This window comes from Desulfosporosinus metallidurans, from assembly GCF_001936615.1.
Classification (GTDB): Bacteria; Bacillota; Desulfitobacteriia; order Desulfitobacteriales; family Desulfitobacteriaceae; genus Desulfosporosinus; species Desulfosporosinus metallidurans.
Genome location: NZ_MLBF01000028.1, coordinates 24,899 through 49,971, shown reverse-complemented (window position 1 = coordinate 49,971; position 25,073 = coordinate 24,899). Strand labels below are relative to the sequence as shown.

At 43.5% G+C, this 25,073-nt stretch carries 23 protein-coding genes and 1 riboswitch; of the genes, 18 read left to right on the top strand and 5 right to left on the bottom strand.

From position 1 onward, the window contains the following. Positions 1-23: 23 nt before the first annotated feature. The 11 genes from DSOL_RS15945 (at position 24) to surE (ending at position 9,313) form a co-directional block, all read left to right on the top strand. Positions 24-2,333, top strand: a complete 2,310-nt coding sequence (locus DSOL_RS15945; protein WP_075365822.1) for a M28 family metallopeptidase — start codon at positions 24-26, stop codon at positions 2,331-2,333. A gap of 74 nt (positions 2,334-2,407) precedes the next feature. Continuing rightward, positions 2,408-2,647, top strand: coding sequence for a YkuS family protein (locus DSOL_RS15940; RefSeq protein WP_075365821.1), 240 nt, complete (start codon positions 2,408-2,410; stop codon positions 2,645-2,647). Between the two features lie 550 nt (positions 2,648-3,197). Beyond that, the gene (locus DSOL_RS15935; protein ID WP_075365820.1) at positions 3,198-3,638 is read left to right on the top strand and encodes a Fur family transcriptional regulator; all 441 of its coding nucleotides are present in this window, start codon (positions 3,198-3,200) and stop codon (positions 3,636-3,638) included. Positions 3,639-3,988: 350 nt separating this feature from the next. Beyond that, on the top strand, positions 3,989-5,155 hold the full coding sequence (locus tag DSOL_RS15930) for a tetratricopeptide repeat protein (RefSeq protein WP_075365819.1): 1,167 nt from the start codon (positions 3,989-3,991) through the stop codon (positions 5,153-5,155). Next, complete coding sequence (gene queD, locus DSOL_RS15925; RefSeq protein WP_235838850.1) at positions 5,155-5,676, top strand: 6-carboxytetrahydropterin synthase QueD; 522 nt, start codon at positions 5,155-5,157, stop codon at positions 5,674-5,676. Before DSOL_RS15930 ends, queD begins: the two co-directional genes overlap by 1 nt. 3 nt (positions 5,677-5,679) lie before the next feature. Then, positions 5,680-6,372: a 7-cyano-7-deazaguanine synthase QueC gene (gene queC / locus DSOL_RS15920; protein WP_075365818.1), complete on the top strand. Its 693-nt coding sequence runs from the start codon at positions 5,680-5,682 to the stop codon at positions 6,370-6,372. 48 nt (positions 6,373-6,420) lie between these two features. Then, positions 6,421-6,984 (top strand): DUF366 family protein, encoded by a 564-nt coding sequence (locus DSOL_RS15915; protein WP_075365817.1) that lies wholly within the window; start codon positions 6,421-6,423, stop codon positions 6,982-6,984. Further along, positions 6,984-7,715, top strand: a complete 732-nt coding sequence (locus tag DSOL_RS15910; protein WP_075365816.1) for a 7-carboxy-7-deazaguanine synthase QueE — start codon at positions 6,984-6,986, stop codon at positions 7,713-7,715. The genes DSOL_RS15915 and DSOL_RS15910 overlap by 1 nt, the downstream gene beginning before the upstream one ends. Before the next feature lie 42 nt (positions 7,716-7,757). Next, positions 7,758-8,333 (top strand): GTP cyclohydrolase I FolE, encoded by a 576-nt coding sequence (gene folE / locus DSOL_RS15905; protein WP_170871532.1) that lies wholly within the window; start codon positions 7,758-7,760, stop codon positions 8,331-8,333. Positions 8,334-8,352: 19 nt separating this feature from the next. Continuing rightward, positions 8,353-8,547 (top strand): YpmA family protein, encoded by a 195-nt coding sequence (locus DSOL_RS15900; protein ID WP_075365815.1) that lies wholly within the window; start codon positions 8,353-8,355, stop codon positions 8,545-8,547. A gap of 13 nt (positions 8,548-8,560) precedes the next feature. Further along, the gene (gene surE / locus DSOL_RS15895; protein ID WP_075365814.1) at positions 8,561-9,313 is read left to right on the top strand and encodes a 5'/3'-nucleotidase SurE; all 753 of its coding nucleotides are present in this window, start codon (positions 8,561-8,563) and stop codon (positions 9,311-9,313) included. 165 nt (positions 9,314-9,478) lie between these two features. Here the strand turns inward: surE and DSOL_RS15890 are convergent, their stop codons facing one another. Beyond that, positions 9,479-9,706 (bottom strand): alpha/beta-type small acid-soluble spore protein, encoded by a 228-nt coding sequence (locus DSOL_RS15890; RefSeq protein WP_075365813.1) that lies wholly within the window; start codon positions 9,704-9,706, stop codon positions 9,479-9,481. 121 nt (positions 9,707-9,827) lie between these two features. Here DSOL_RS15890 and DSOL_RS15885 point away from each other — a divergent pair, with 121 nt between their 5' ends. Continuing rightward, entirely contained in the window at positions 9,828-10,085 is a 258-nt protein-coding gene (locus tag DSOL_RS15885) for a hypothetical protein (RefSeq protein ID WP_075365812.1), read from the top strand. Between the two features lie 3 nt (positions 10,086-10,088). Here DSOL_RS15885 and DSOL_RS15880 read toward each other — a convergent pair whose 3' ends face one another. Then, positions 10,089-11,639 carry a putative polysaccharide biosynthesis protein gene (locus tag DSOL_RS15880; protein ID WP_075365811.1) on the bottom strand — a complete coding sequence of 517 codons (1,551 nt, stop codon included), beginning with the start codon at positions 11,637-11,639 and terminating at the stop codon, positions 10,089-10,091. A gap of 146 nt (positions 11,640-11,785) precedes the next feature. Here DSOL_RS15880 and iadA point away from each other — a divergent pair, with 146 nt between their 5' ends. From iadA to DSOL_RS15860, 4 genes are all read left to right on the top strand, one after another. Continuing rightward, positions 11,786-12,952, top strand: coding sequence for a beta-aspartyl-peptidase (gene iadA, locus DSOL_RS15875; protein ID WP_075365810.1), 1,167 nt, complete (start codon positions 11,786-11,788; stop codon positions 12,950-12,952). Between the two features lie 191 nt (positions 12,953-13,143). Continuing rightward, positions 13,144-15,165, top strand: coding sequence for an elongation factor G (gene fusA / locus DSOL_RS15870; RefSeq protein ID WP_075365809.1), 2,022 nt, complete (start codon positions 13,144-13,146; stop codon positions 15,163-15,165). 181 nt (positions 15,166-15,346) lie between these two features. Then, positions 15,347-15,928 carry a TetR/AcrR family transcriptional regulator gene (locus DSOL_RS15865; RefSeq protein WP_075365808.1) on the top strand — a complete coding sequence of 194 codons (582 nt, stop codon included), beginning with the start codon at positions 15,347-15,349 and terminating at the stop codon, positions 15,926-15,928. A 50-nt stretch (positions 15,929-15,978) separates the two neighbouring features. Beyond that, positions 15,979-20,298 (top strand): 2-hydroxyacyl-CoA dehydratase, encoded by a 4,320-nt coding sequence (locus DSOL_RS15860; RefSeq protein WP_075365807.1) that lies wholly within the window; start codon positions 15,979-15,981, stop codon positions 20,296-20,298. 85 nt (positions 20,299-20,383) lie between these two features. Here the strand turns inward: DSOL_RS15860 and cobS are convergent, their stop codons facing one another. The 3 genes from cobS to cobT are packed head-to-tail and all read right to left on the bottom strand — an operon-like array spanning position 20,384 to position 22,885. Beyond that, on the bottom strand, positions 20,384-21,118 hold the full coding sequence (cobS, locus tag DSOL_RS15855; RefSeq protein ID WP_075365806.1) for an adenosylcobinamide-GDP ribazoletransferase: 735 nt from the start codon (positions 21,116-21,118) through the stop codon (positions 20,384-20,386). Between the two features lie 5 nt (positions 21,119-21,123). Beyond that, on the bottom strand, positions 21,124-21,762 hold the full coding sequence (cobU, locus tag DSOL_RS15850; RefSeq protein ID WP_075365805.1) for a bifunctional adenosylcobinamide kinase/adenosylcobinamide-phosphate guanylyltransferase: 639 nt from the start codon (positions 21,760-21,762) through the stop codon (positions 21,124-21,126). 43 nt (positions 21,763-21,805) lie between these two features. Further along, positions 21,806-22,885: a nicotinate-nucleotide--dimethylbenzimidazole phosphoribosyltransferase gene (cobT, locus tag DSOL_RS15845; protein WP_083642643.1), complete on the bottom strand. Its 1,080-nt coding sequence runs from the start codon at positions 22,883-22,885 to the stop codon at positions 21,806-21,808. 116 nt (positions 22,886-23,001) lie between these two features. Then, positions 23,002-23,176: riboswitch (cobalamin riboswitch) on the bottom strand. Between the two features lie 273 nt (positions 23,177-23,449). Between cobT and DSOL_RS15840 the strand changes: the two genes are divergently transcribed. Beyond that, positions 23,450-24,748 (top strand): acetyl-CoA hydrolase/transferase family protein, encoded by a 1,299-nt coding sequence (locus DSOL_RS15840; protein ID WP_075365803.1) that lies wholly within the window; start codon positions 23,450-23,452, stop codon positions 24,746-24,748. An 8-nt stretch (positions 24,749-24,756) separates the two neighbouring features. After that, positions 24,757-25,038, top strand: coding sequence for a c-type cytochrome (locus DSOL_RS15835; protein ID WP_083642641.1), 282 nt, complete (start codon positions 24,757-24,759; stop codon positions 25,036-25,038). The last annotated feature ends 35 nt before the right edge of the window (positions 25,039-25,073 follow it).

Below are 25,073 nucleotides of genomic sequence, written 5' to 3'. Positions count from 1 at the left end.
ACACTTTGAAAGGGCATGGAGTTATGAAATTATCGAAGACTAGTATGATCGTGCTCATGACAATTTTAAGTCTTATGGCAATTCCATGGCTAGTTTATTCAAAAACAAAGAGTACGCCTCTTCCCAGCCAATCGACAATGGGGTTTTCGGCTTCGAAAGCGTATGATCATGTCAAGTATCTTGTGCAAAAAGTTGGGCCTCGTCCGGCGGGAAGTAAGTCGGAATTAAAGGCTGCACAATATATTAGTTATGTGTTAAATCAAAATGGCTGGAAGGTCCGACAACAGCCCTTCAGTAAAGTGGTCGTTCGGGAAGTTTCCGTCATGCAAAGGGAACAACAGGTGGAACTGATAAATAGTCAAAACATCATTGCTGAATTACCGGGAAAACGACCAGACACTATTGTGATAGGAGCTCATTACGATTCGGCGAATCTGAACGCTCCTGGGGCAGTGGACAATGCTTCCGGTGTAGGGGTGTTACTGGAACTTGCTCGAATTCTAAGTCAGGAACCTCATGAAGAAACCTATCAGCTTATTTTCTTCGGGGCTGAAGAGTATGGGCTGGTCGGTTCGCAATATTACACCACTCAAGCAGATTTATCTGCCGTCCGCTGGATGTTCAATGTCGACATGGTAGGAACTCCATTAGAAATAGATGTGGCAGGTAAAAAGTCTGCCCCTCCAGAGTTGATTAGGCAAGTTACTTCAATCGCGAAGGAACGTCAGATCCCCTTCCATCTTAGTCGGGATTTTATCTTAATGACTCGTGAAAGTTCGCAAGGTGGAGCAAGTGACTTCAGCTCCTTCTTGGATAAGGGAATTCCGGCTTTTGGTCTCGGTATCTCAGGGCGACCTGCGGGTTATTTTCATCGACCAGAAGATCGCCTAGAGCGCGTTACTCTGGAAGAGATGCAGAACGTTGGGGATTATTCCCTAAGTTTGCTAAAGACAGTACGGATGGAAAAACTGGGACCCTATGTCTGGGATGAGTTATATTTGCCGTTTCAAATAGAGAAGAATGTATTTATTCTCCCTAGTGTTGGAATTCGAATTTTTACCTTCTTAACGTTTCTCTTAACGGGTTTGATTATAATTAAGTTTATGAGAAAAAATACGGAGAAGCAACGATTAAACTGGAAAAAGGTTTTCGTGATTCTTGGGGTTACGCTCATGCTGAGTTTGATTGTAATGGGCTTAAGTGGAATAGGAGAAATGATCTGGCAGGGGGTTAAACAAGTTCAGACAATCTATTTCGCTTATCCTTCCCTCTTTCTCATGGCGCGAATTGGAATTGCCCTAGGGACATTCATTTTCATTGCGAGTTGGGTTTATAAGCTTCCTTTAGCGCGTGATCCCCAGCTCTATTGGTTTACAGGCGTGATGCTGCTTTTAGGAGTGAGTTTAGTAATGGCCCTAACGCGAATTGACCTTGCTTTTCCCTTTGTTGTTTGGCTTCTATGCCTAGATTTGCAGTTTTTCTTCCCGAGTATTATCCTAGTCTTGATCGGCCCCTATTTCATTTATCGCCTACACTTTGAACTCTTAAATTCACAACAGTGGGTGAGCTATTACGAAGCAATCCATAACTATTTCTTGGTTTTCCTTGGTATTTATAGCTTGCTACTGATTCCCTTCTTCTTAGCTGGATTACATGTGGCGATCAGCAAAGCTCAATTTTCCAGAAAACTGTTGTATCGCTTGCGAAAACCTGCGTTGCTAGTTACAGGATTACTTGTTTTATCCTTAGGGTTAGTCCCCGCTTACACAACAGATTACCCACAGTCTGTCACAGTTCGAGAAGAGTGGTCAGGAAGTAGTGACGGAGTGGTGCATGTTTTCTCTGATGAACGCCTGCCGCGCCAACTGGTGAACGACCTGAGCGGTCAAGAGGGTAAGAGCTTATACGTCCCCATACTCAATGAAAAACCACCCATCAGCGTGGAGACATTCGTGTTGGAGAAAAAAGGAAATTTAGAAAGAACTCTAGATATTTCTTTGAAACTTAACTATACAAGTGAACCCTATTTGATTCGTCTTAAATTAGACAGTGCTCATCCTTTTGAAGTAAAAACGGATGATTTTTTACCAATGTCGAAACTGCCCAGAAAACTGCAACTAAAAGGTGTGCTGCAACCCTCTGGGAACTATTCAATCCTATTACAGAGAACCCCTCCCCAGAAAACTATGATTCAAATATCTGTGGAAACTCCGGGTATTATGACGTGCTCTCTAGAAGGGATATTTGCGGATCCGTCTCCACGGATACAAGTACAACACGCGCTTATATCTGCAGATTATCAGATCCGGTTTAAAGAAGACTTCCAATTTTAAAGGAAAATTGATCCTGTATAGGTTGAAACTATTGAGTAGAAAATAACGGTAGTAGTTAAGGAGGGTGAGAAAAAATGTATAAAATCATAGCTGTTGAAGATGGACTGGGAAATGTTACACAGGCTCTTCATAATGCAGGATTTAAAACGACGCCTTTAGAAGGGGAATCCTTACAGAATGTTCGGGCTGTCGTCGTTAAAGGAAATGGCACAGATATTCTAGCACCTGAATGGCCTGTCAAAATGCCTATTATCAATGCAGCAGGTCGAAGCGCGGATGAAATCGTGGATGTACTGCGGGATCGTTTGTCTTGAGACAAGGATATCACTAAGGTAATAGCTCTATAGGGTCGTCCTTTTATGATGGACGACCTTTTTTATACCCAAAAGGTAATGCTTTCCATATAATGAATTGGGAATCTAATCTCATTCAGGAAGGAGTTGCTCTTATGTTTTTCGGCATAATACCCTTTGCCCTGGGTTTTGGTTTGGGAACGTTAACGGCACCACGTTATGTTCCATCTTATCAGTATCCCCCATATCCCTCGTATCCCCCGTATCCTTATCCTTATAGGGGATGGTAGTGGTTTAACGTCACGATATAAAGAAAAGGAAGCAAAAGCTTCCTTTTCTTTCCACCAAACAGAAAGTATAACTTTCGGGTGGGTCCCTTCTCGCCATCCTTGGCCAGCGCATATAGTGCAACTAGGCGGCCACCTTCGCTAAGGCTTGGCGCCAGCCAAGTTTTCTTTAGTTGTATGGAGTTTCTCAAACAAAATCGCAAAAAGACTACAAATACTCTTTGCAAAGGATTGTCTTTAGCATATAATAGGAAACATATGGAGGAGAGTTAGGAGCGGAGGACGTGAAAACATTTGAAACTATTTGCATATTGCTACGTGATCACTCCTATAAGCTAACCCCCCAGCGTCAGACGATATTGCGAATGTTTCTGGAACAAGAAGATCGTCATTTAAGTGCTGAAGAATTGTATATGCTGGTAAAACACCAAAACCCGGAAATTGGCTTAGCTACAGTTTACCGGACCCTTGACATCTTGGCGGAAATTGGAGTTCTAATCAAGAATGATTTCGGGGATGGCCGAACGAGATACGAATTTAGCAGAAAAGACGAACATCACCACCACCATCACCTCATCTGTTTGGGTTGTGGGAATGTTTCGGAATTTGATGACGATCTATTAGAGTCACTTGAAGCGGTGATTACGAAGCGAAATCAGTTTAAAGTGATGGATCATGATTTGAAATTTTATGGATATTGTCGTAAGTGTGAAGAGGCGCGGTAAAATGCGCTTCTTTTTTCAATTTCCTTGAGTATAGCAAGGTAGCGTGTGCGAACACGATAGTCTCCAGTGACGATAGTGTCCGGTGGACACTATCGCCGAAGGCGCTAACCCCAAAAGAATACTATCGCCGTAGGATGCAAAGAAACTTCCTCATATTTTGAAAGAAAATAAAGAACCAGAGATGGCTATCTCAGAAATCTGACGAGGGGAGCAGATATAGCAACACTTCTTTACGAATTACCGCGCAATTGATAGGCATTTGGCGTACGATTTTAGGTATCAAGTAAAGGAATAAGGGGCCGGAAGGAGAAGATGTATATGGTAAAATAAGTAAAAAAGGGGCGAAGTATATGGGTGTACCTTTGGCCTCGAATGTCAAACAAAAAAGGCCATCTCTTAAGAGTTCATATTTATGGAATTCTCTACAAGGCAAATGGCATCATTGGTCAGGTAAGACGGATGTAGCTATTCAGGATTGGGTGGATTTGTTAAATCAGGATTCGACTAAGGCACGTTTTACAGAGGTAAGACATTTGATCGAAGTCCAGGCTTTTCAGGAAGCAAGAGATTATTTAGAACGTTTGGATCGTGACCATCATGAAGATTCGGCGGAAATATCCTATCTGCTCGCCCAGTGTTATCTTGGACAAGCGCTCATACCACAGGCTAAGCAAATAATTGAGCGAGCCATCCACGAAAAGCCACAGAAGGCCTGTTATTGGGACTTACTCGCGGATTGTCACTTAGAGCTTGGAGATTGGCGCGAGGGGATTAAAGCCCTAGATAATTCATTTCGTGCGTCCCCCCAAAAAGCAGAAACAAATTTCCGTCTGGGGACTATTTATGCTTATCATGAAGAGTATATGGAAGCCTTAAGGTGTTTTCAAGGATGTTGCCAACTTAAACCACGAGAATCCCTATATTGGGAAATGAAGGCTGAGATGCATTTGCAGTTAGAACAGTTGCCAGACGCCTGTATAAGTTTTGATAGAGCGCTTCGCTATGGAGGAACCCCCGATTTGGCCGCTCGCTTAGCGTACTGTTACATCCAGACAAATCAGATAAAGAAAGGAATACAGTACTATAAATTCACGCTTAAATATGAACCGGATCATTATGATTCATTAAGCAATCTCTCTGCTGTTTATCAAAATCAAGGTCGATCTCAAGATGCTTTGAATTTGTTGGAACGTGCCAAAAAAATATATCCCAAGGATCCAATTTTGCTTAATAATTTTGCGTTTACTTTAGTTCATCAGGGACGGACGAGAAAAGCAACGGAGTATTATCGTGAAGCTTTAGAGTTGGCACCTAATCACCCGCTTATTCTCTATAATTTGAGTGTTTGCCTTACTCGTAAAGGAAATTGGCAGGAAAGCATTGAATCACTAAACCAACTCTTTAAAATCGATCCGAATCATTCCGCGGGTTGGGCCTTGCTAGGAACTATTTATGATCAAATGGATCAATACGATACGGCGATTGACTGTTTTAATAAGGCACTGAAGCTTGCGTGATGGAGATCATTGTAAAGCGAGGGATTTTCCCTCGCTTTATTTTACCAAAACTGAAGATGAATTTCAGATTTGTTGATATTTCATTTTCTTTTGTAAATAATAATGGTAAAATGGATTGTAAAATGTCAAATAAGGAGTATAAAATGTTTCAGGTATGTGTTCAAATGCATTTTGATGCAGCTCATTTTATCCGTAATTATGATGGTAAGTGTGCAAACTTGCATGGTCACCGTTGGAATGTAGTAGTTTGTATCGAGGGTAGAGAATTAGATGATTTGGGGATGTTAATCGATTTCAGTGAAGTAAAGAAGGCCATGCGAAAATCATTAACATTGCTGGACCATAGTTTGTTAAATGACTTACCTTCCTTTGGGCCACAAGGGGTGAACCCTACAGCTGAGCACCTTGCACAATTCATGTTTAGGGAATTACAGAACGATTTGGTCTTAGGGGATAAGCGTTTGGCATGGGTTAAGATCTACGAATCGCCAGATACGTGGACCATTTTCAAGGAGGATTGATCAATGGCTGGGATCGTCTTACTTTCAGGTGGTTTAGACTCAACTGTTGCCTTAGCGCTCTACTTAGAAAAGAATAGTCTTAAGTTGGCCCTTACCTTTGATTATGGACAGAGGGCCAACGAAAAAGAAATTTCGTCAGCTCAAAAAATAGCGGAATATTATGACATCCCACACCGAGTTGTACCCTTGCCTTTTTTACAGGAACAGACCCATTCTGCTCTTGTAAATCGCTCGGAGGATCTGCCTAATATCGGAATAGAGGAGCTTGATCTTCAAGGAGTAACGACGCAGAGTGCAAGTCAAGTATGGGTTCCTAATCGCAATGGTCTATTTATGAATATCGCTGCCGTCTTTGCTGAAAATATGGGGGAACCTTCGGATATAATCACGGGTTTTAACCGAGAAGAGGCTGCGACGTTTCCCGACAATTCCTTAGAATTTATAGATGCAATGAACCGATCTTTTAGCTATTCAACTCAAGAAAAGGTGAGCGTCGTCAGTCCCACGTCAAATTTAACAAAAGCGGAGATTGTCAGAGAAGGATTGCGCTTGAATGTTCCGTTCGAGCATATCTGGAGCTGTTATGAGAGTAAGGATAGAATTTGTGGGCAGTGTGAGAGCTGTCAACGATTAAAACGTGCTTTGATGAACAATAAGGCTCAGGGACTTGTCAGTCAACTGTTTGGAGACGTATGAGGATGGTCCTTACCGTTTAAGAAAAGAAGCCGTTTAAGAAAAGAGGGAATGATCATTAAATACTCTGTGCAGCACAAACCTCTGAACTATGATGGTAGTCAGCTTCAATCTTTGTTTGCTTATAAGAATTTTGGCCTTAAGGGTGATAGCATCATCGTATTTCGTGGCTCGTGCCGTGTCGAACAAAACGAGATGGTCGATATGGAGGATGTTTTAGCCAAGGACTGGATCTTTAGCGAGGACATGCTGCATTTTATTGTTGAACATTTCGAAATGGATTTAGAAAAGACAATTATTCGCCAACGGTTACTTATAGCGATGATCAAGGAAGAACTCGAAAAGCTCGGGGTTACAACCCTGAGCCGGAGTGGGGATGATCTCTATGAAGGGGATAAGAAACTTTCTGTGAGTATTGCCACTCTTTCCCCGGTATCTTCCCTCATTCATTGTGGACTGAATGTTTTGAATGTAAATACGCCGATTCCTACGATTGGCCTTGCTAATCTACAGGTTAAGGATCCTTTGTCGTTTGGGGAGAGTGTTGCCCAACATTATTGTGATGAGGTCCGATCCATGCGCCTCGCGCGTTGTAAAGTTCGAGGGGTGCAATAATGCTAAATCTTCCGGTTACTGAAATCTTCTCGTCGATACAAGGGGAAGGTCCTTATGTCGGAGCTCGTCAGATATTTCTTCGTTTACCAAAGTGCAATATCTCCTGTCCCTATTGTGATACTGAGACTAAGGTGCTACAAAAGTTTCGACTGGAAACGGAACCAGGCTCACGGGTTTTTGAGGAGATGGACAATCCCGTATCCTTGGCTAAATTACTAGAACTACTAGAAACCTTTGACTTTTCGATTCATCACTCTCTGAGTGTCACGGGGGGAGAACCCCTGCTTTGGGTCAAAGAACTACAGGTTTTGTTTCCCCAGATAAGAGAGAAGCGTTTGAAGATTTATCTTGAGACGAATGGGACTTTACCGAACCAGCTCCTTGAAGTTTTACCCATGATCGATATCATCAGCATGGATATTAAGTTGCCGTTTGCTGGTCAGTCTTTTTGGAATGTGCATGAGTCCTTTCTGAGAAATAGCCTGCCCAAAGAAGTTTTTGTTAAGATTGTCGTTAATGAGGATACCCCTCAGATAGACCTTGAAAATGCCCGCGATTTAATTGCTGGGGTCAACCCATCGATTCTAACGATCCTTCAACCGGTTACCAAAACGCGCGGCATTAATGCTCCTAACCCTTGTCAGCTTTTGGAGTGGCAAAGCCTTTTTCTTAAGAAACTTAACAATGTACGAGTCATTCCTCAAACCCACGTTTTTATGGGACAACTTTAGATTGTGTTAATGAGGATTGAAGAGAGAAAAGGAGAAAAGATTATGGGGATGGATCTAGAAAAAATTGAGCAAGCTGTATTCATGATTTTAGAGGCTATTGGGGAAGACCCTAGCCGCGAAGGGTTAAGAGACACACCGAAACGTGTGGCCAGGATGTATGCAGAAGTTTTTGCTGGGTTACATGAAGACCCTAGTCGGCATTTAAAAGTTCAATTCACTGAAGAACAACATGAAGAGATGGTGATCGTGAAGGATATTCCTGTCTACTCAATGTGCGAACACCATTTGGTTCCGTTTTATGGTAAGGCACACGTTGCCTATATTCCGAGAAAAGGGAAGATAACTGGGTTGTCGAAATTCGCCCGTGTCGTTGAAGGGTTTGCGCGCAGACCTCAGCTTCAGGAGCGTCTGACATCCCAAGTTGCGAATGCTATTATGGACGAACTTTCTCCGCTAGGTGTCCTAGTCGTTATTGAAGCAGAACATATGTGTATGACTATGCGAGGGGTAAAGAAAGCAGGTTCACAAACCTTAACCTCTGCAGTACGGGGAATCTTCAAAACCAATCCTATTACGAGATCAGAAGCGTTTTCGATGATTCAAGGACACAGACTCTAAGAAAGAGGTAGCCATAGTCATGGATGATCAACAAATGAAATCGACCGATCGCCAAGGAAAAATAGAACTGATTGCGACACAACGGGTCGGTGTGAACGGTGAACTTTATAAGGTTGTTGACTTTCTTAATAAAAATCTAAAGGAACATCGGCTCATGTTTGGCTTGACAAAAAAAGAGGATAAGATGGTAATTTCCGTCTACGAAGTAGAGTGATTGAGGTAATAGCATGCATATTTTACTGACCAATGATGATGGCTATAATGCACCTGGTATCCAAACCTTATATCGCACCCTTAGATCCCAGAACAAGCATGAGATTAGTATATTTGCCCCTGAAGGTCAGCGCTCGGCCACAGGGCACTCCATTACCTTGTTTCAACCTTTGTTTCTCACAGAACACAATGTTGATGGAAAGCTAGAGGGGTATGCCGTTAGTGGCACTCCATCTGATTGTGTAAAAATAGCCATCCAAGGGGGATTTATTGCCAAGCCTGATCTTCTTATTTCGGGTATTAATCAAGGCTCAAACTTAGGCACAGATGTTTATTATTCGGGGACTGTTTCGGCCGCCATGGAGGGAGTATTGCTAGGAATTCCTTCTTTAGCAATCTCTTTAACAAGCTTTGATTTTAGGGATTTTGAACCAGCAGCTACGTATCTCGCAGACCAATTAGACTTCATTGTTCAACATCATCATGAAGGATTAGTGAATATTAATATCCCAGGGAAGCCTGCGTGTGAGTGGCGTGGTCTCAAAGTGACCAAATTGGGGAAGGCAATTTATGAGAACGTTTTTGAGCGACGAGTTGATCCTCATGGCAGAACCTATTATTGGCAGGCTGGGAATTTAACCCAAACCCTAGAAGAGGACACGGATTTAAGAGCAATTCAGGAGGATTTTATTTCGCTCACCCCAATGCATAGTGATTTAACCGATTTTAAGGCTCTCGAGGCGTGGCAAACTCTTTTCGACAGATAAAGAAAACTTGGCTAGCGCCAAGCTTTAGCGAAGGCGGTCGCCTAGTTGCCCTTATGCCACCCAAAAGTTATACTTTCTGGCTGGTATAGAAACGAAAATTATACTTTCTTTTGGGTAAAATAAAGGAGTACAGATTTTCTGTACTCCTTTATTTTAGACTTAGATTTACATAGGCGTGGTATTTAAGGATTCCTTCGCCCTACGAATCATGGTTTTTACCATGCTTCCACCGATTCGTCCTCCTACATGACCACATTCTCGAGAGGTCATATTCTCCCAGCCTTGCTCCTTGATTTTAGCGCTTAAACCTAATTCATCGGCTACTTCCCATTTGAATTGCTCCAAAACAGATTGAGGCAGAATGCCACTATTGCGATTGCTACTGCGACTCATATGAATGCATCTCCTCTCACTTAATATTTGGGACAGTTGTAGTATTCTCGAAAATTCGCCAGTTTATAGGGATCAAATTTTGGCTAGACTATGTCTTTTTGCTAATGGAGGAAGTTTGAGTATGATTATCGGAACATTTATAGTTTATTTCCTGCTCTTTATCATTATTTTTTCTTATCCTGGTGCGAGAAACAAAGAAAAATCAAGTACGGTATTTAGGTTTTTGGCAATACCTGCTATTTTAGGTGTCATAATAACCCTTTTTACGGTCATTAAGGTTTACTTCGTTTATAAATTATTGCTTTTGCTCTTTGGGTTTGTGACTCTTCTTTTAACTTATTGGCAATGGGGGGACCAGATCCGCCGCTGGTGGCGATAAGACCTAGTGTGGTAGATATTTTCCAATCCAAGGAAGTCGTCTTAAGTCTGTAAAGGTAACCCCTCCATTAATAAACAAGATCACACTGTAAAGTGCTATGCCGAGCGAAAATTCGCTGACATACCCTGCAACATGCCCTCCTAAGATAGGGTCTAGAAAATGAAAAACAAGTAACATACCGGCCGCCCCACTGACGGGTTGGAGGACGAATCGCTGTAGGTCTAAGGGCATTCCTGTATAGCGTACAATAGCCATAAGATTTAGAGCTGCCGTGATGAAAAATCCAAGGATAAAAGCCCACGCTGTTCCCCGGAGACCCCATTGGGGAAGGCCGGTTAGGTAGATTAAGATTGGAATACGAATAATAGCCGCAATGATGGAATGGAGGACCGGAAGATGAACTTTTCCTAGTCCTTGCAGGATTCCCGTTGTGGTTTGTTGTATATATGAAAATATCCCCCCTAAGGCTAACACGCGCAAAATAGGAGATATCTCCGTACTTTTAAAAAAAGAGGTTAGCGGCAAGGAAAAATAAAACAAGATAATAAGGCAGGGAATTCCGATCAAAATTGTTAAACGGATGGCTTCGGCGCTACGGGCTCGGACGACATTAAATTGGCATTGGGCAGCCGCTTCCGAAATGGCCGGAACGAGCGAAGTTGCTAAGGCAAAGGTAAATACACTCGGAAACGTGAGTAAGGTAAAAGCGGCACCCCCTAGTTGCCCAAATAAGGTTGTTGCTTCTCGGGCTGCGTATCCGGCCACTTGTAGGCGCAAAGGGATGAGCATGGCATCTAAGGCAGATAACCCAGTGGAAAGCAGCCTTCCGGCTGTTACAGGAGAAGCTAGGTACCATAATTTACGCAAGATGTGCCGAGCCGAATAAGTTGGTTTAGGACCCTCCCCCTTTGATTTAACCTTAGCCTTTACCCTCTGATATTGGAAGACAATAGCCAATAAACCAACCACTTCTCCCATTAACATACCGAAGGCTAAACCTACTGCAGCCCATTCAACCCCGTCATCAAAGAGCCGTAATGCTACGGTATAACCGACCGTGACTCGGACAATTTGTTCGAAAATCTGGCTAACAGCTGTTGGGACCATGTTTTGTAAACCTTGAAAGTAGCCGCGAAACACTGAGGAAATAGAGACAATAAAAATGGCCGGAGTGCAAATGAGAAAAATGTTCAGGACCCTAGGATCTGGAAAAATTCGATGTACTAAGTATGGGGTAAGAAAATAAAGTCCGATGGATACGATGGCTCCGGAAAGGCTGAGAAGCCAAAGGGCCACGCGGAAAATGGATTGTGCTTGTAAAGTGCGTCCAAGGGACACTTCTTCGGAGACCATTTTGGCAATGGCGAGTGGGATACCGGCTGTCGTGAAGACCAAGGCCAGCATGTAGATTGGGAAAACCATATTGAATAGACCATAGGCTTCCCCGCCAATATGGTTCATAATTAAGTATTGGTAAGCAAAGCCCAACAGGCGGTTCAATAAGTTTGCTCCCAAAAGTATGGTTGCCCCATAGACAAAGGTCCTTTTCGGCATGTAATCCTCCTGAGCAAAGTATAAAGGTTGGCACAAGACAGGTTTTCTATATAACCTTATGCTCGGGTAAAATAAGAAATGCTTTTCTGTTTTGGAATATTACACTAGAAGTAGGGGTATTCTACCTCCAAAGAGGGGGTATCACGATGTGGCAACTTCTTAAGAATGCAAAAATTTATAATCCTGAGGCAATAAAAGATACCGACGTCCTGATCGTGGGTAAGAGTATTGCTGCGATCGGCAGAAATTTGATAATACCTGATTATGTGGATGGGGAAGTGGTTGACCTTCAAGGAAAAACAATAGTGCCAGGGTTTATTGATGCCCATGTTCATCTTTGTGGGGGTGGAGGAGAAGCAGGCCCAGCCTCACGTACTCCTGAAATTCAACTTTCCCAGCTAACTCGGGGAGGAACGACCACGGTCGTCGGCTGTTTAGGGACAGATTCCGTATCGAGGTCGATGTCTGAACTTCTCGTGAAAGCACAAGCACTCGAAGATGAAGGGATAACCACGTTTGTATATAGCGGTGCTTATCAAGTTCCAACGCGAACCCTGTTTCCCACACTACAAGAAGACCTTGTGTTAATCGACAAGGTCATCGGGGCAGGGGAAATTGCCATATCGGATCATCGGTCCGCACAACCACAAATCGCTGAACTTGAACATTTAGCTGCAGAAGCCCGAGTGGGTGGGATGCTGGGGAATAAGGCCGGAGTGGTCCATCTCCATCTTGGGGAGGGAAAGCGAGGCCTGCAACCAATATGGACAATTCTTGACCAAACTGAGATTCCGATTACGCAGTTTGTTCCCACGCATATCAACCGCACGTATTCCTTACTGGAACAAGGCATCCAGTTCCTACAAGCGGGGGGGCACATTGATCTTACAGCGGGGTGTGACGATTTCCCTGTTGAACTTCAGGTCCCAGCGGTTTTGCACATGTTGAACCAGCGTAAAATGCTCAACGATCACGTTACCGTGACTTCAGACGGGAATGGAAGTATGCCTCAATATAATGAAGCGGGGGTGCTGATTGGCATGGGTGTCGGTTCTGTTGAGGTTTTGTGGCGTGATGTTAAAGAATCTGTCCTACATTACGGACTTCCATTAGAAGTTGCCTTGCGTACGATAACGTCCAATGTGGCTAATGTGCTTGGCTTTAAGAATAAAGGGATGATTCGTGTCGGCTTTGACGCGGACCTAGTGGCGCTAGACCAAGCCTTAGAGGTTCAAGATGTCTGGGCGATGGGGCAACGTATGCTTGCCGACAAACAAACACGAGTATGGGGGACCTACGAAAAGAGAAGTTAATGAGGAAATCGAGAAATTAATGGGGGGCCTACGAAACGAGAAATTAATTATGAGGATAGAGAATACTTGACCCACTCTCCTCGATAAAATAATACAAGAGGAATCTTCAGACATAAAGAACTCCGGTAATACTGTTGCAAGTTAAAGGCACGTGTCCTTTTTCTTAATAACATATCAGGGAGGAAATCGTATTGAAGACCTATGACGCAGAACATCTTCGCAACGTCTGTTTGGTGGGGCATGGTGGAGGGGGAAAGACATCCTTAACGGAATCTTTTCTTTTTAATTCAGGTGTGATCAAGCGTGTTGGCAAAATTGCTGAGGGAAACACTGTCTCGGATTATCTGCCAGAAGAAGTGAAACATCAAGTGTCGATTAGTACGAGTCTTATTCCGATTGAGTGGCAAGGGGTCAAGGTTAATGTTCTCGATACTCCTGGATATTCGGATTTCTATGGGGAAGTCAAAAGTGCCTTGAGAGTCGCCGAATGTGGGATTTTGGTTTTATGTGGTGTGACAGGTCTAGAAGTTCAGGCGGAAATTACTTGGGATGTCATGGAGGAACAGAAGTTACCTAGAGTGATCTTTATTAATAAATTGGATCGCCAAAATGCTAATTTTGACAAGGTATTGGAACAACTAAAAAGTACTTATCCCCAAACTCGGTTTGTTCCTTTGCAAATTCCAATCGGTCAAGAAGCAAGTTTTAATGGACTTATCGATATTATTGAGAATAAAGCGTATGAGTTTGACGCTCATGGAAGCGGAAATTATTTACTTAAAGGGGTCCCACCAGAGTATAAGGAAGAGATCGGCCGCTTAAGAGATCAATTAGCTGAAGCAGTCGCCGAAGCGGATGATGACATTTTAACGAAATACCTTGAAGGGGAAGGCTTGAATAAGGGGGATTTTCAAATTGCCTTGAGGAAAGCTTTGAAGCAAAATTTGGTGGTCCCAGTGCTTTGCGGTTCCGCGTATAAAAATATAGGGATTGCCAATATCCTGAATTTCGTTGCCGATTTTGTCCCAAGGCCAGACGTTATGGCCGAAAAAGCAGCTTTAGTGTTTAAAACCTTAGCAGATCCTTATGTGGGTAAAATGTCTTTCTTCCGCGTTTATGGAGGAAAGTTTACGGCCGAATCCTTGGTGTATAATTCAACTCGCGATTTAGAGGAAAAAATGGGGCAGCCCTTTTATCTGCGTGGAAAATCACAAGAACCCGTCTCGTTGGTTCCAGCAGGAGATATTGCAGTTGTCGCCAAATTGCAAGACGTAAAAACAGGGGATATGTTATGTGGGAAGGAGCACCCCGTAAAGCTTCCGGGGATCGATTTTCCAGTGCCTTATTTATCCGTGACCATTGAACCGAAGAGTAAAGGGGATGAGGATAAGCTAGGTAGTACCCTAGCACGTTTGGCAGAAGAAGATCCAACGCTTAGGATTAGTAAAAATACAGAAACTAAAGAATTGCTCTTGACAGGTCTAGGGGAGATGCAGTTGGAAATTCTTCAGGAGAAGCTGAGTCGTAAATTCGGTGTCGCTGTGGCCATGAAGGTTCCGCGCGTACCTTATCGTGAGACAATTCGCAAAGCGGTCAAAGTGGAAGGAAAACATAAGAAACAAACCGGTGGACATGGTCAATATGGTCATGTCTGGATAAACCTTGAACCCTCAGATGGGAAGGAATTTGAGTTTGCCGAGGATATCTTTGGTGGATCCGTCCCCAAACAATACATTCCGGCCGTGGAAAAAGGAATTCGCGAGGCCATGACAGAAGGAGCAATGGTTGGTTACCCTGTGACGGATATTAAGGTCACGCTCTGTGATGGTTCTTATCATGCCGTTGACTCCTCAGAAATGGCTTTTAAACTTGCCGCCATTATTGCCTTCCGCAAAGGAGTAGAGCTGGCAAAACCCATCTTGCTTGAACCCATCGTCGAGGTAGAAGTACATGTACCAGAAGTTTTTATGGGAGATGTAATTGGTGACCTTAATGCCAAACGAGGAAAAATTTTAGGTTTAGTGGCCACCGAGCGATACCAGGTGATCCGGGCCCATGTCCCACAAGCGGAAATGATGCGCTATGCTATAGATTTGCGTTCTCTCACGCAAGGGAGAGGGACATTTAGCATGGAATTCAATCAATATGAAGAAGTGCCCGATAAACTCAGCGAGACCTTAGTTAGTAAATTAAAAGTCGCGCAGAGCCACTAATACTTACCGGAATAGGAGCTGTTTTCGATTTTTCGCAAACAGCTCCTATTTTATTTTACTAAATATGGTGTAAGCTCCTTGTTTATGGATTGTTAAATTTCTCTGATAATGGTAGAATAATGTTAGTATCAACTAACATGCAGTGTTGTTTGCATGCTGGTAATGGGAGACGAGACGAGCTATGTGTAGTGTTAATACGGAAGATAAGATATTAAATGCATCCATTATTCTCTTCTCACAAAAAGGGTATAACGCTGTCACTACGAAGGAAATCGCCAAAGAAGCGGGCGTAAGTGAAATGACACTCTTCAGACATTTTGAAAGCAAACATAATCTATTCGAAAAAGCGTTTGATAAATTTGTTTTTTCTCCTAAATTTAAAGCCTTGTTTGAGGGGTTGGAATGGGATTTAGAAAGCGATTTAAATAAAATATGTTCCTCGTACCATGACATATTGTTTAAAAATCAAAATATTATTTTGATGTACTTTAAGAATGAGGAATTAAACCCTGAGTTTGATGCTACATTATTTAAATTTCCCAATGAGTTAAAAAAACTATTGAGCCGCTACTTTGAAAAAATGAGAGAACGAGGGGTCATCCAGGAAAATCCGGATTCGTTGGCCATAAGTTTCTTAGCTACGAATTTTGGCCTGTTCTTTACGTTTTTAATGATGAATAAACTGACATTTGAAACCGATATTCAGGTTTGTATTTCGAATTATATTAGAATCTTCGCAAAAGGAATAACCTGTTCAATGTAATTTTGGAGAAAGTACGGGTTTTCTAATGTTGTACATAGTGGAGGAAGATAATGAGTACAATTTTTAATATTGGATTGGATGTTGGTTCTACAACGGTGAAGGTTGTCGTTTTAGATGACAATAAAAATATAGTGTATAAAAAATATTTAAGACATTTTTCAAATATCAGAAATACAGTGGTTATGATGCTTGAAGATGCTAAAACCATTATGCAAGGACACTTATTGACCTTAATGGTGACAGGATCTGGAGGATACAATATTTCACAAAAGTTAGAGGTTCCTTTTATTCAAGAAGTCATTGCGTGCACCAACGCTATTAAAATCGTAATTCCAAGGACAGATGCTGCCATTGAACTTGGTGGAGAAGATGCTAAGATTACCTATTTCGGGGAATCCATTGAGCAACGAATGAATGGAACGTGTGCCGGGGGCACGGGGGCATTTATTGATCAGATGGCGACCTTGTTGCAGACCGATGCCCCAGGCCTCAATGAACTTGCCAAAAATTATCGGACGATTTATCCAATTGCTTCAAGGTGTGGCGTATTTGCCAAAACAGATGTGCAACCCTTGTTAAATGAAGGGGCCGCCAAGGAAGACATTGCTGTCTCTGTGTTACAGGCGGTCGTTAATCAAACGATTAGTGGCCTTGCCCAGGGGCATCCTATTAGTGGAAATGTGGCGTTTTTAGGTGGACCGTTGCATTTTATGTCCGAGTTGAGAAAACGCTTTATTCAAACCTTAGATCTGGAAAACAACAATGTGATCTTTCCTGAGGATTCGCAATTTTTTGTGGCGATCGGAGCCGCGTTGTCCTCACGCGATAAGGTGCCTTTTACCCTAGAGTGTCTCTACGAAAGAACCCCCATGATTTACGAGATCAATGATACTGAGGGTGGAAAATCAGAAGTTTTATTTGCCAATGATGAGGAATATCAAGAGTTTAAAGCCAGGCATGCTTTGCATCAAGTTAGGCGAGTGGAACTAGACAACTATTCAGGAAATGCTTACCTCGGAATTGATGCCGGGTCGACGACCACTAAGATTGCGTTGGTCGATGAAGAGGGAAGCTTGTTGTATTCACACTACGGCAGCAATATGGGCAACCCTTTAGAATCTACAATTGAAGCTTTAAAGAACTTGTATGGAAAACTGAATCAAGAGACTAGAATTGTCAACTCGGCCGTTACCGGATATGGAGAGCATCTCATAAAAGCTGGCCTGAGAGTGGATATAGGAGAAATTGAAACCGTAGCCCATTACACGGCCGCTAATTTTTTCCGACCAGGTGTTGATTTTGTTTTAGATATCGGTGGACAGGACATGAAGAGCTTAGTGATCCGGGATGGAGTCATTGAATCAATAACCTTGAATGAAGCATGTTCTTCCGGGTGTGGATCCTTTGTGGAAACCTTTGCTAATTCTCTCAACCTCGACGTCAAAGAATTTGCTAAGTTGAGCCAGGGGTCGAGACATCCCGTCGATCTTGGCACTCGTTGTACCGTTTTCATGAACTCTAAAGTAAAACAAGCGCAAAAAGAAGGGGCGGAGATTAGCGATATTTCAGCAGGTATTGCTATTTCAGTCATTAAGAATGCTCTCTATAAAGTAATTCGTCTGAGAAGTGCTGAGGAACTCGGCCAAAAAATCGTCGTGCAGGGAGGAACATTTCATAACGATGCGGTCCTCCGAGCCTTCGAGAAAATAACTGGCCAAGAAGTGGTTCGTCCTGATATAGCAGGCATCATGGGGGCTTTTGGCGCCGCTTTGATTGCTCAAGATCGATATGAAATTGGGCATCAATCCGCCCTCGTAAAAGGGGAAGAGTTACTTGACTTCAAGACAGAAACATCGACGAAACGGTGTGGATTATGTGGGAATAATTGCTTAGTTAGTGTCAAACAATTCTCAGGCGGAAGTGACTATATTTCTGGAAACCGTTGCGAAAGAGGGGCGGGGAAAGACGTTATTAAACGTGTAATTCCTAACCTCTATGAATATAAGTATCAAAGAGTCTTTAACTACAAGCCTTTAACCAAAGAACAGGCTAGGAGAGGGACTATGGGAATTCCCCGGGTCTTAAATATCTATGAAGATTACCCCTTTTGGTTTACCTTTTTTACGGAACTGGGTTACCAAGTCATCCTATCTGGTCGATCCTCAAAGCAACTCTATGAGCTGGGAATGGATACGATCCCTTCCGATTCAGCCTGTTACCCCGCCAAACTTGTCCATGGACATATTGCTAATTTAGTTAAAAAAGGGGTTAATAAGATATTTTATCCTTGCATTCCTTACGCCCCAGCGGAAGATCCGTTAGCAGACAACCATTATAACTGTCCCATCGTCACCTCTTACCCCGAAACCATCAATGCAAACATGGATATTCTCCGTGAATCAGATGTTACGTTTTATCACCCTTTCTTGCCGCTGGATATGCCGAGTAGAATGCTAAAACGCTTGGCTGAAGAGTTAGCACCTGAAGGAATCCCCAAGCAAGAGATAGCCAGTGCCCTCACTAAGGCTTATGCTGAACAGGATAGGTATAAGGATGACGTAAGACTTAAAGGAGAAGAAACCCTGCGCTATATTCGAAAAAACGGGATTAAGGGAATTGTACTTGTGGGCAGACCTTATCATATCGATCCCGAAATTAACCACGGTATACCTGAAATGATAGGGTCTTATGGGTTCGCAATTTTATCCGAAGATTCTATCCAGCATCTTGGCAAAATTGAGGGACCTTTGCGGGTCGTCAATCAATGGGTGTATCACTCCAGAGAGTATACTGCGGCTAGCTATGTTGCGGAGCAGAACGATCTAGAGTTAATTCAACTAAATTCGTTCGGGTGTGGTCTTGATGCCGTCACCACGGATCAAATCAAAGAAATCCTAGAGTCCTTTGGCAAAATTTATACGGTTTTAAAAATCGATGAGATCAACAATCTAGGGGCCGCCAGAATCCGTCTTCGTTCCCTAATTGCGGCCATCAACGAGCGAGATAAGAGAAATTTCTCCCCTAAAAAACTCTATGATAAGCCACAAAAAGTGTTATTTACTAAAGAGATGAAGAAAACACACACGATTTTAGTACCCCAGATGTCCCCGATTCATTTCCAGTTTTTCAAGACAGCCTTTGTGGGTGATGGGTATAATATTGAAGTTTTGCCTTCAGTTGACAAATCGGCCATTGATGAAGGCTTAAGGTATGTGCATAATGACGCCTGTTATCCGGCCATCATCGTTGTTGGGCAGTTGATGAGAGCCTTGAAATCCGGGATGTATGATTTAAGTAACACTTCAGTTATCATTTCTCAAACAGGCGGAGGGTGTCGAGCGACCAACTACATCGCGTTTATCAGAAAGGCCTTGCGAGATGCCAATATGGAACAGATCCCGGTGATTGGCTTAAATACAGGAACTTCATCTGGTTTAGAGAGTAATCCAGGCTTTAAACTCACAATTCCTATTTTTAACAAGTTGATGAGAGGGTTAATCTACGGGGATCTCCTGATGAGGGTTCTCTATCGAGTGCGTCCCTACGAGAAGGTACCGGGTTCCGCCAATCGCTTATATGAGTATTGGGTTCAGCACTGCCAAGAATCATTGAAAAATGGAACTAAAAAGGACTACAACGAAAATCTTCGCCAAATTGTTAAGGACTTTGATACTTTGGAACTACATGAGGATCTGGTCAAACCAAAGGTTGGAGTCGTCGGCGAAATCCTTGTTAAATTCCACCCTACAGCCAATAACAATATTGTGGAACTATTGGAGTCTGAAGGAGCTGAAGCGGTCGTTCCGGATTTAGCTGACTTTCTTCTCTATAGTGCTTTTGATAATAGCATTAAGTATGAAAAACTATCCGGTAGTTTTTGGGGCATGGTGGCCGGTAAGCTCTCCATTAATAGAATTGAATCCTATCGCAAAGAAATGAAGAAGGCCTTGACAGCCAGTAAGCGCTTCGAAGCTCCTAAACCCATCGCAGAGATCGCCAAATATGCCCAACAACATCTCTCATTGGCCAACCAATCGGGAGAGGGGTGGTTCCTAACTGGAGAGATGGTCGAGCTCATTCGTAGCGGAGTGAATAACATCGTCTGTTTACAGCCCTTCGCTTGCTTGCCCAATCATATTACTGGCAAAGGTATGTTCCGTGAACTCAGGCGATCTTATCCTTCAGCAAACATCGCTCCCATCGACTATGATCCAGGTGCCAGCGAAGTCAATCAATTAAATCGAATTAAGCTTATGCTTTCCGTTGCCTTGGAGAATTTGCCCAACAAGATTCTAGTGGAACCTAAAGTGCCCTTGCCATCTAAGTTAGGGAATAGTTTAGTGGATAGTAAACTGTCGATAAAAATGTAAAATTTAATTTAGATCGGAGTTAAGAAACGCCTCTGCAGTAATGCAGAGGCGTCTGTTACATTCAAGACGTCAGTAAGTCTTTGTCTTATTTGAGAAAAGGGAAAGCTACCAATAAGCATATAACTTCCGAAAGTTCGATCATGGCTCCGTACAGGTCTCCAGTTAATCCCCCTAAAAGAGAAGAAATTCTGGAAGCTAGCAGGGTTATAAAGAGAACAGAGAGCGCAAAAGCAACGATTCCGGCTAAGCCGACGAGGAGAAAAGAAATCCCACCAACGACTCCCCCAGTAAGAAGGAAAGGAACCCAGTGGGTGGCTTCATGAAATCCTTTGCCAAGGCCCTGGGCGCGGGCATAGGGAAATCCGATAACTCCTATTTGGAATACCCAGCGAGAGATCATGGGCACTACAAGGAGGAGGGAAACCCGAGGGGACGTTAAGCTGGCAAGCAACGTGAATTTTAGCAGTAATAAGCCTACGAGGGCCATTGAGGCGTGAGCTCCGACTCGGCTGTCCTTCATGATTTCCAAGATTCTTTCGGGACTTCGGGCGGAAAGTAAACCATCCATGCTATCCATGAACCCGTCGAGATGGATTCCGCCCGTGAGCATTAACTCGCCGACCAACAAGAGAGCGCCTAGAACTAAAGGAGGATAGAAGGGAATTAAGAGTTTCGCCATAAGCCAGAGAAGCAGGCCTATGACCAGTCCGACCAAAGGATAAAACCGATAACTGCGAGTAAATTCTTCCGCAGTAACGTCTTTAGGTCCTGGCAGAGGGATGCGGGTAAAGAAAGTTAGGGCAATAAGAAAACCGCGCACATAAATCACTCCTCGCGCAGGGAAGCAAGGAGTTTTTCCCCAGCATGTTTAATCTCGATTGGGAAACCTGCCACTACTAAATAGACATCATTTGCACTCTGAGCCAGGACTCGATTGCATCTCCCAACTAAATCCCGATATGCTCGAGCTAAGGGGTATTCCGGCACAATCCCTTGGCCTAGTTCATTGGTGACAAAAATGACTTGAGGTTTAATCTCTTGAGCTAGTTGAGCAACTTCCTTAACCGTAGCTACAATCTGAGGTTCTAGGTCAGTGAATTGTTCCGAAGTTTCTTGAGGGTCTAATGAGGATTCTTCAGGAGTATGTTCGGAGGGTGCAGCGGGTTTGGTTTGTCCTTTTAGGAGAAGATTCGAAAGCCAAAGGGTGACACAATCTAGGAGAATTACCCCGTTTTCATCTTTAAGTTGAAACAAAGTATCTCGGATAGCCTGAGGTTCTTCGATGAGCCGCCAAGTGGACGGACGTTGCTGCTGATGCTTTTTAACGCGCAGGGCCATTTCATCATCCCAGATTTGGGCAGTAGCAATGTAAATAACGGGGCTCTTTGCCGAAGCGGCCAGGAGTTCGGCGAAGTGGCTTTTGCCACTTCGCGCACCCCCTGTGATGAGTGTAAATTGAGACATAGTATTCACCGACTCCCAATGTTTGTTGTTTGAAGTTCCAGGGTTAGTTTGACTTTTCGCTAACTCCTGCATCGGCAAAGGTCGCCATTTCTTCGAGGATATGCAGAGCTGCTTCTACAATGTAAAAGGTTATCGCTGCTCCTGTTCCTTCCCCAAGCCTCATATTGAGGTTAAGCACCGGATCAAGACCCAGTCCTGCTAAGGCCTTGCAGTGGCCTATTTCTACAGAACCATGGGAAGGAATCATATAAGCGGTGCTCTTTGGGGCGAGTTTCGCAGCAATAAGTGCGCCAGCAGTGGAGATAAACCCGTCAATCACAAAGGGAACATGGCTGGCAGCAGCTTGAAGGATAGAACCTGCAATAGCCGCAATTTCTAAGCCCCCAACTTTGGTAAGGACATCTAGGGCATCGGTTGCGTCGGGCTGATTAACTTCAATGGCTTTTTCAATGGCGCTGCGTTTCCGAATTAAGCCGGCATCATCGATTCCGGTTCCGCGTCCAACGACATCTTCAACGGAGGAATTGGTAAGGAGGGCGACGATAGCTGAGCTGGGTGTGGTATTGCCGATACCGAGTTCTCCGGTGGCAAAAAGGTTATATCCCGCTTGGATTTTTTCAGCGGCAACCTCTGCGCCCACTAGGAGAGCTTGCAGGGCTTCTTGCCGTGTCATGGCTGGGCCTTTGGCCATATTCTTTGTCCCGTTGGCAACACGTTTGTGGATAATATCTCCCTCTAAGGGGAAAGCAATACCGACATCGGTTAAAAAAACATCGGCCTTCGCTTGGCGAGTCAGAACATTGATGGCCGCGCCCCCACTCATGATATTATACGCCATTTGAGGGGTTACTTCTTGTGGAAAGGCACTTACCCCTTCTTCAACGACTCCATGATCTCCTGCCATTAAGAGGACCGCTTTCTTAAGAATTTTCGGGCTGGAGGTCCGTTGGATGCCACCGAGCTGCTTAGCCAAAGTTTCTAGTTGACCAAGGCTTCCTTGGGGTTTTGTGAGCGAATCTAAACGTCCCTGGATCGTTGTCATCGCTTCCTCGTCAAGGTCTGAAATCCTCCCTATGAGTTCTTGAAGTCGGGCATATAATTGGTCCTCTGTTAAATCTGCCATGGTTTTTTCCCCTCTCATTGTCACTTTTTAATCGTTGGAAAATAATAGAGTCCCGACCACAAATTTCTCTGTGGTCGGGACTTTACCGTCATCACCGCCGCTCCCTAGTTTGTAGGAAGACGTTAACATTTTAGGCAGGTCTCCTGGCTATCGAATCATCGCTTAATCCGTAACCTTCCCAGCATAGTGCCAGTGATTTACGAAGCTCATCGAATACAGTGGTGGGTCCGCGTCGGTTTAAACCGAACTTCCCTATTCTCCCCAAAGGGCACCTAAAATGACAATATTTTTTCTTTAGCATAACACAACTATATCTTGATATCAATACATGTCCGAGGGATTACCAACAGTGCTGCAGATATTTATGTGAGGAGATTTTAAGCCTAAGCAAGAAACGATGAAGGGTGAAAGGTGTAAAATTAAGTGAAAATATTCAGATATATTAGAATAATACAATAATAGTATTGACGATCCTGAGCTATCTAGGTATGATGTATTTGGGTGTTCGCATAAGAATTGTTTTTGAGACTAGAGAGAAAATCAGAAGACGTGGGGTGAGAGAAAATGTCAAAGGTTAATGAACTATACCGGGAAAAGCTTATAACTCCAGAAGAGGCAATTAAACTAGTGAAGAACGGGGATTTTCTCAGTGTGCCGACTGGGGCTGGCGAACCGCCAGCACTTTTGACAACTTTGTCAGAGCATCGCAGAGAATTAAATGATGTCAAAATATGCCAGATACTTCCCCTCAGAAAGTTTGACTATATTGACCCTGAAACAGTTGATCACGTCCGCCATCTATCGTATTTCTTAGGCGGCCCTACACGTGCAGGCGCCCAGCAAGGATGGATTGATTACATCCCCAGTTATTTTGGCGAAATGCCAAGAATGATTCGAGATGGTCTTCTTCCAGTTGACGTTGTCTTTAGTCTTTCCTCCCCAATGGACGAACATGGGTATTTCTCTATTAGCTTAGGAACGGATTATACGTTAGCTGCGATTGAAAAAGCCCGCAATGTTGTTTTAGAAGTGAACCAAAACGTTCCTTTTGCCAATGGAAACAACCTGGTTCATATCTCTCAGGTTTCAGCTCTTGTGGAAGATAACACCCCATTGACGGAAGTTGCGCTCCCAAAAATCGGCCCGGTTCAGGAAGCGATCGGAAAATATGTGGCAGACCTTATTGATGATGGATCTACGATTCAAATCGGATTCGGCGGAATTCCAGATGCTGTTGTGGTACAACTCACTCATAAACATGATCTTGGGATTCATACGGAAATGGTCGGGGATGGGATTTTGACCCTAATTGAAAGCGGTGCAGTCAATAACCTTAAGAAGAATTACTTACCAGGAAAGGTCGTAGCGACATTTGCCCTTGGATCTAAGCGACTCTATGAGTTTATGAACCGTAACCCACAGTTGGAGATGCATCCTGTTGACTTTACGAATGATCCATTCCTTGCCGCGCAGAATGATAATTTAGTCACAATTAATGCCTCTGTGCAAGTTGATTTCTTGGGTCAGTGCTGTTCAGAGAGTATGGGCAGTACCATATACAGTGGAACGGGCGGTCAAGCTGACTTCGTGCGGGCAGCTAATCGTTCCAAAGGTGGTAAATCCTTTATCGTTCTTCCTTCCACGGCGAAAGATGGAAAGATCTCACGGATCACTCCAACTCTTACACCGGGTTCCGCCGTTACAACTTCAAAAAATGATGTGAACTACGTTGTTACAGAATATGGCGTAGCCCAGCTACGGGGCAAATCCGCAAAACAACGGGCCCAAGCCCTAATTGCCATTGCTCATCCGGATTTCCGAGCCGAATTAACTGAAACGGCTAAGACAATGAAATTATTCTAAATTGAGATATCCCGAATTTTGTAATTAAGAAATGTCAGACCCTTACCCCTTCCTCGACTACGACAACGGTTGGTAGTGGAAAAGATGTTTATGACAAAAATTGTGCAGGTTGTCATGGTGCAGCCGGTGCAGGTGCTTCCGGCCCAGTTTTAACTTCTGAAAAGAGGACTCAAGCCCAAGTGGCTGATGTGATTAAGAAAGGTAAAGGAACAATGCCGGCTTATGCAGGTACACTGAGTGACACGGAAATACAAGCTGTATCACAATATGTTGCAGATCTCAAAAAATAAAGAAATCCTGCGAAAAGCACCTCTTAGGCTCGAAG

Excerpts from the sequence above, each read along its gene's own strand:
- DSOL_RS15910 (WP_075365816.1), top strand. The coding sequence starts at position 6,984 with ATGCTAAATCTTCCGGTTACTGAAATCTTCTCGTCGATACAAGGGGAA.
- cobU (WP_075365805.1), bottom strand. The coding sequence starts at position 21,762 with ATGTCTCAATTTACACTCATCACAGGGGGTGCGCGAAGTGGCAAAAGC.
- DSOL_RS15900 (WP_075365815.1), top strand. The coding sequence starts at position 8,353 with ATGGATGATCAACAAATGAAATCGACCGATCGCCAAGGAAAAATAGAA.
- DSOL_RS15865 (WP_075365808.1), top strand. The coding sequence starts at position 15,347 with ATGTGTAGTGTTAATACGGAAGATAAGATATTAAATGCATCCATTATT.
- DSOL_RS15945 (WP_075365822.1), top strand. The coding sequence starts at position 24 with ATGAAATTATCGAAGACTAGTATGATCGTGCTCATGACAATTTTAAGT.
- DSOL_RS15940 (WP_075365821.1), top strand. The coding sequence starts at position 2,408 with ATGTATAAAATCATAGCTGTTGAAGATGGACTGGGAAATGTTACACAG.
- DSOL_RS15885 (WP_075365812.1), top strand. The coding sequence starts at position 9,828 with ATGATTATCGGAACATTTATAGTTTATTTCCTGCTCTTTATCATTATT.
- queC (WP_075365818.1), top strand. The coding sequence starts at position 5,680 with ATGGCTGGGATCGTCTTACTTTCAGGTGGTTTAGACTCAACTGTTGCC.
- DSOL_RS15890 (WP_075365813.1), bottom strand. The coding sequence starts at position 9,706 with ATGAGTCGCAGTAGCAATCGCAATAGTGGCATTCTGCCTCAATCTGTT.
- folE (WP_170871532.1), top strand. The coding sequence starts at position 7,758 with ATGGGGATGGATCTAGAAAAAATTGAGCAAGCTGTATTCATGATTTTA.
- DSOL_RS15915 (WP_075365817.1), top strand. The coding sequence starts at position 6,421 with ATGATCATTAAATACTCTGTGCAGCACAAACCTCTGAACTATGATGGT.
- DSOL_RS15840 (WP_075365803.1), top strand. The coding sequence starts at position 23,450 with ATGTCAAAGGTTAATGAACTATACCGGGAAAAGCTTATAACTCCAGAA.
- queD (WP_235838850.1), top strand. The coding sequence starts at position 5,155 with ATGGAGATCATTGTAAAGCGAGGGATTTTCCCTCGCTTTATTTTACCA.
- cobT (WP_083642643.1), bottom strand. The coding sequence starts at position 22,885 with ATGGCAGATTTAACAGAGGACCAATTATATGCCCGACTTCAAGAACTC.
- surE (WP_075365814.1), top strand. The coding sequence starts at position 8,561 with ATGCATATTTTACTGACCAATGATGATGGCTATAATGCACCTGGTATC.
- DSOL_RS15880 (WP_075365811.1), bottom strand. The coding sequence starts at position 11,639 with ATGCCGAAAAGGACCTTTGTCTATGGGGCAACCATACTTTTGGGAGCA.
- iadA (WP_075365810.1), top strand. The coding sequence starts at position 11,786 with ATGTGGCAACTTCTTAAGAATGCAAAAATTTATAATCCTGAGGCAATA.
- DSOL_RS15930 (WP_075365819.1), top strand. The coding sequence starts at position 3,989 with ATGGGTGTACCTTTGGCCTCGAATGTCAAACAAAAAAGGCCATCTCTT.
- DSOL_RS15860 (WP_075365807.1), top strand. The coding sequence starts at position 15,979 with ATGAGTACAATTTTTAATATTGGATTGGATGTTGGTTCTACAACGGTG.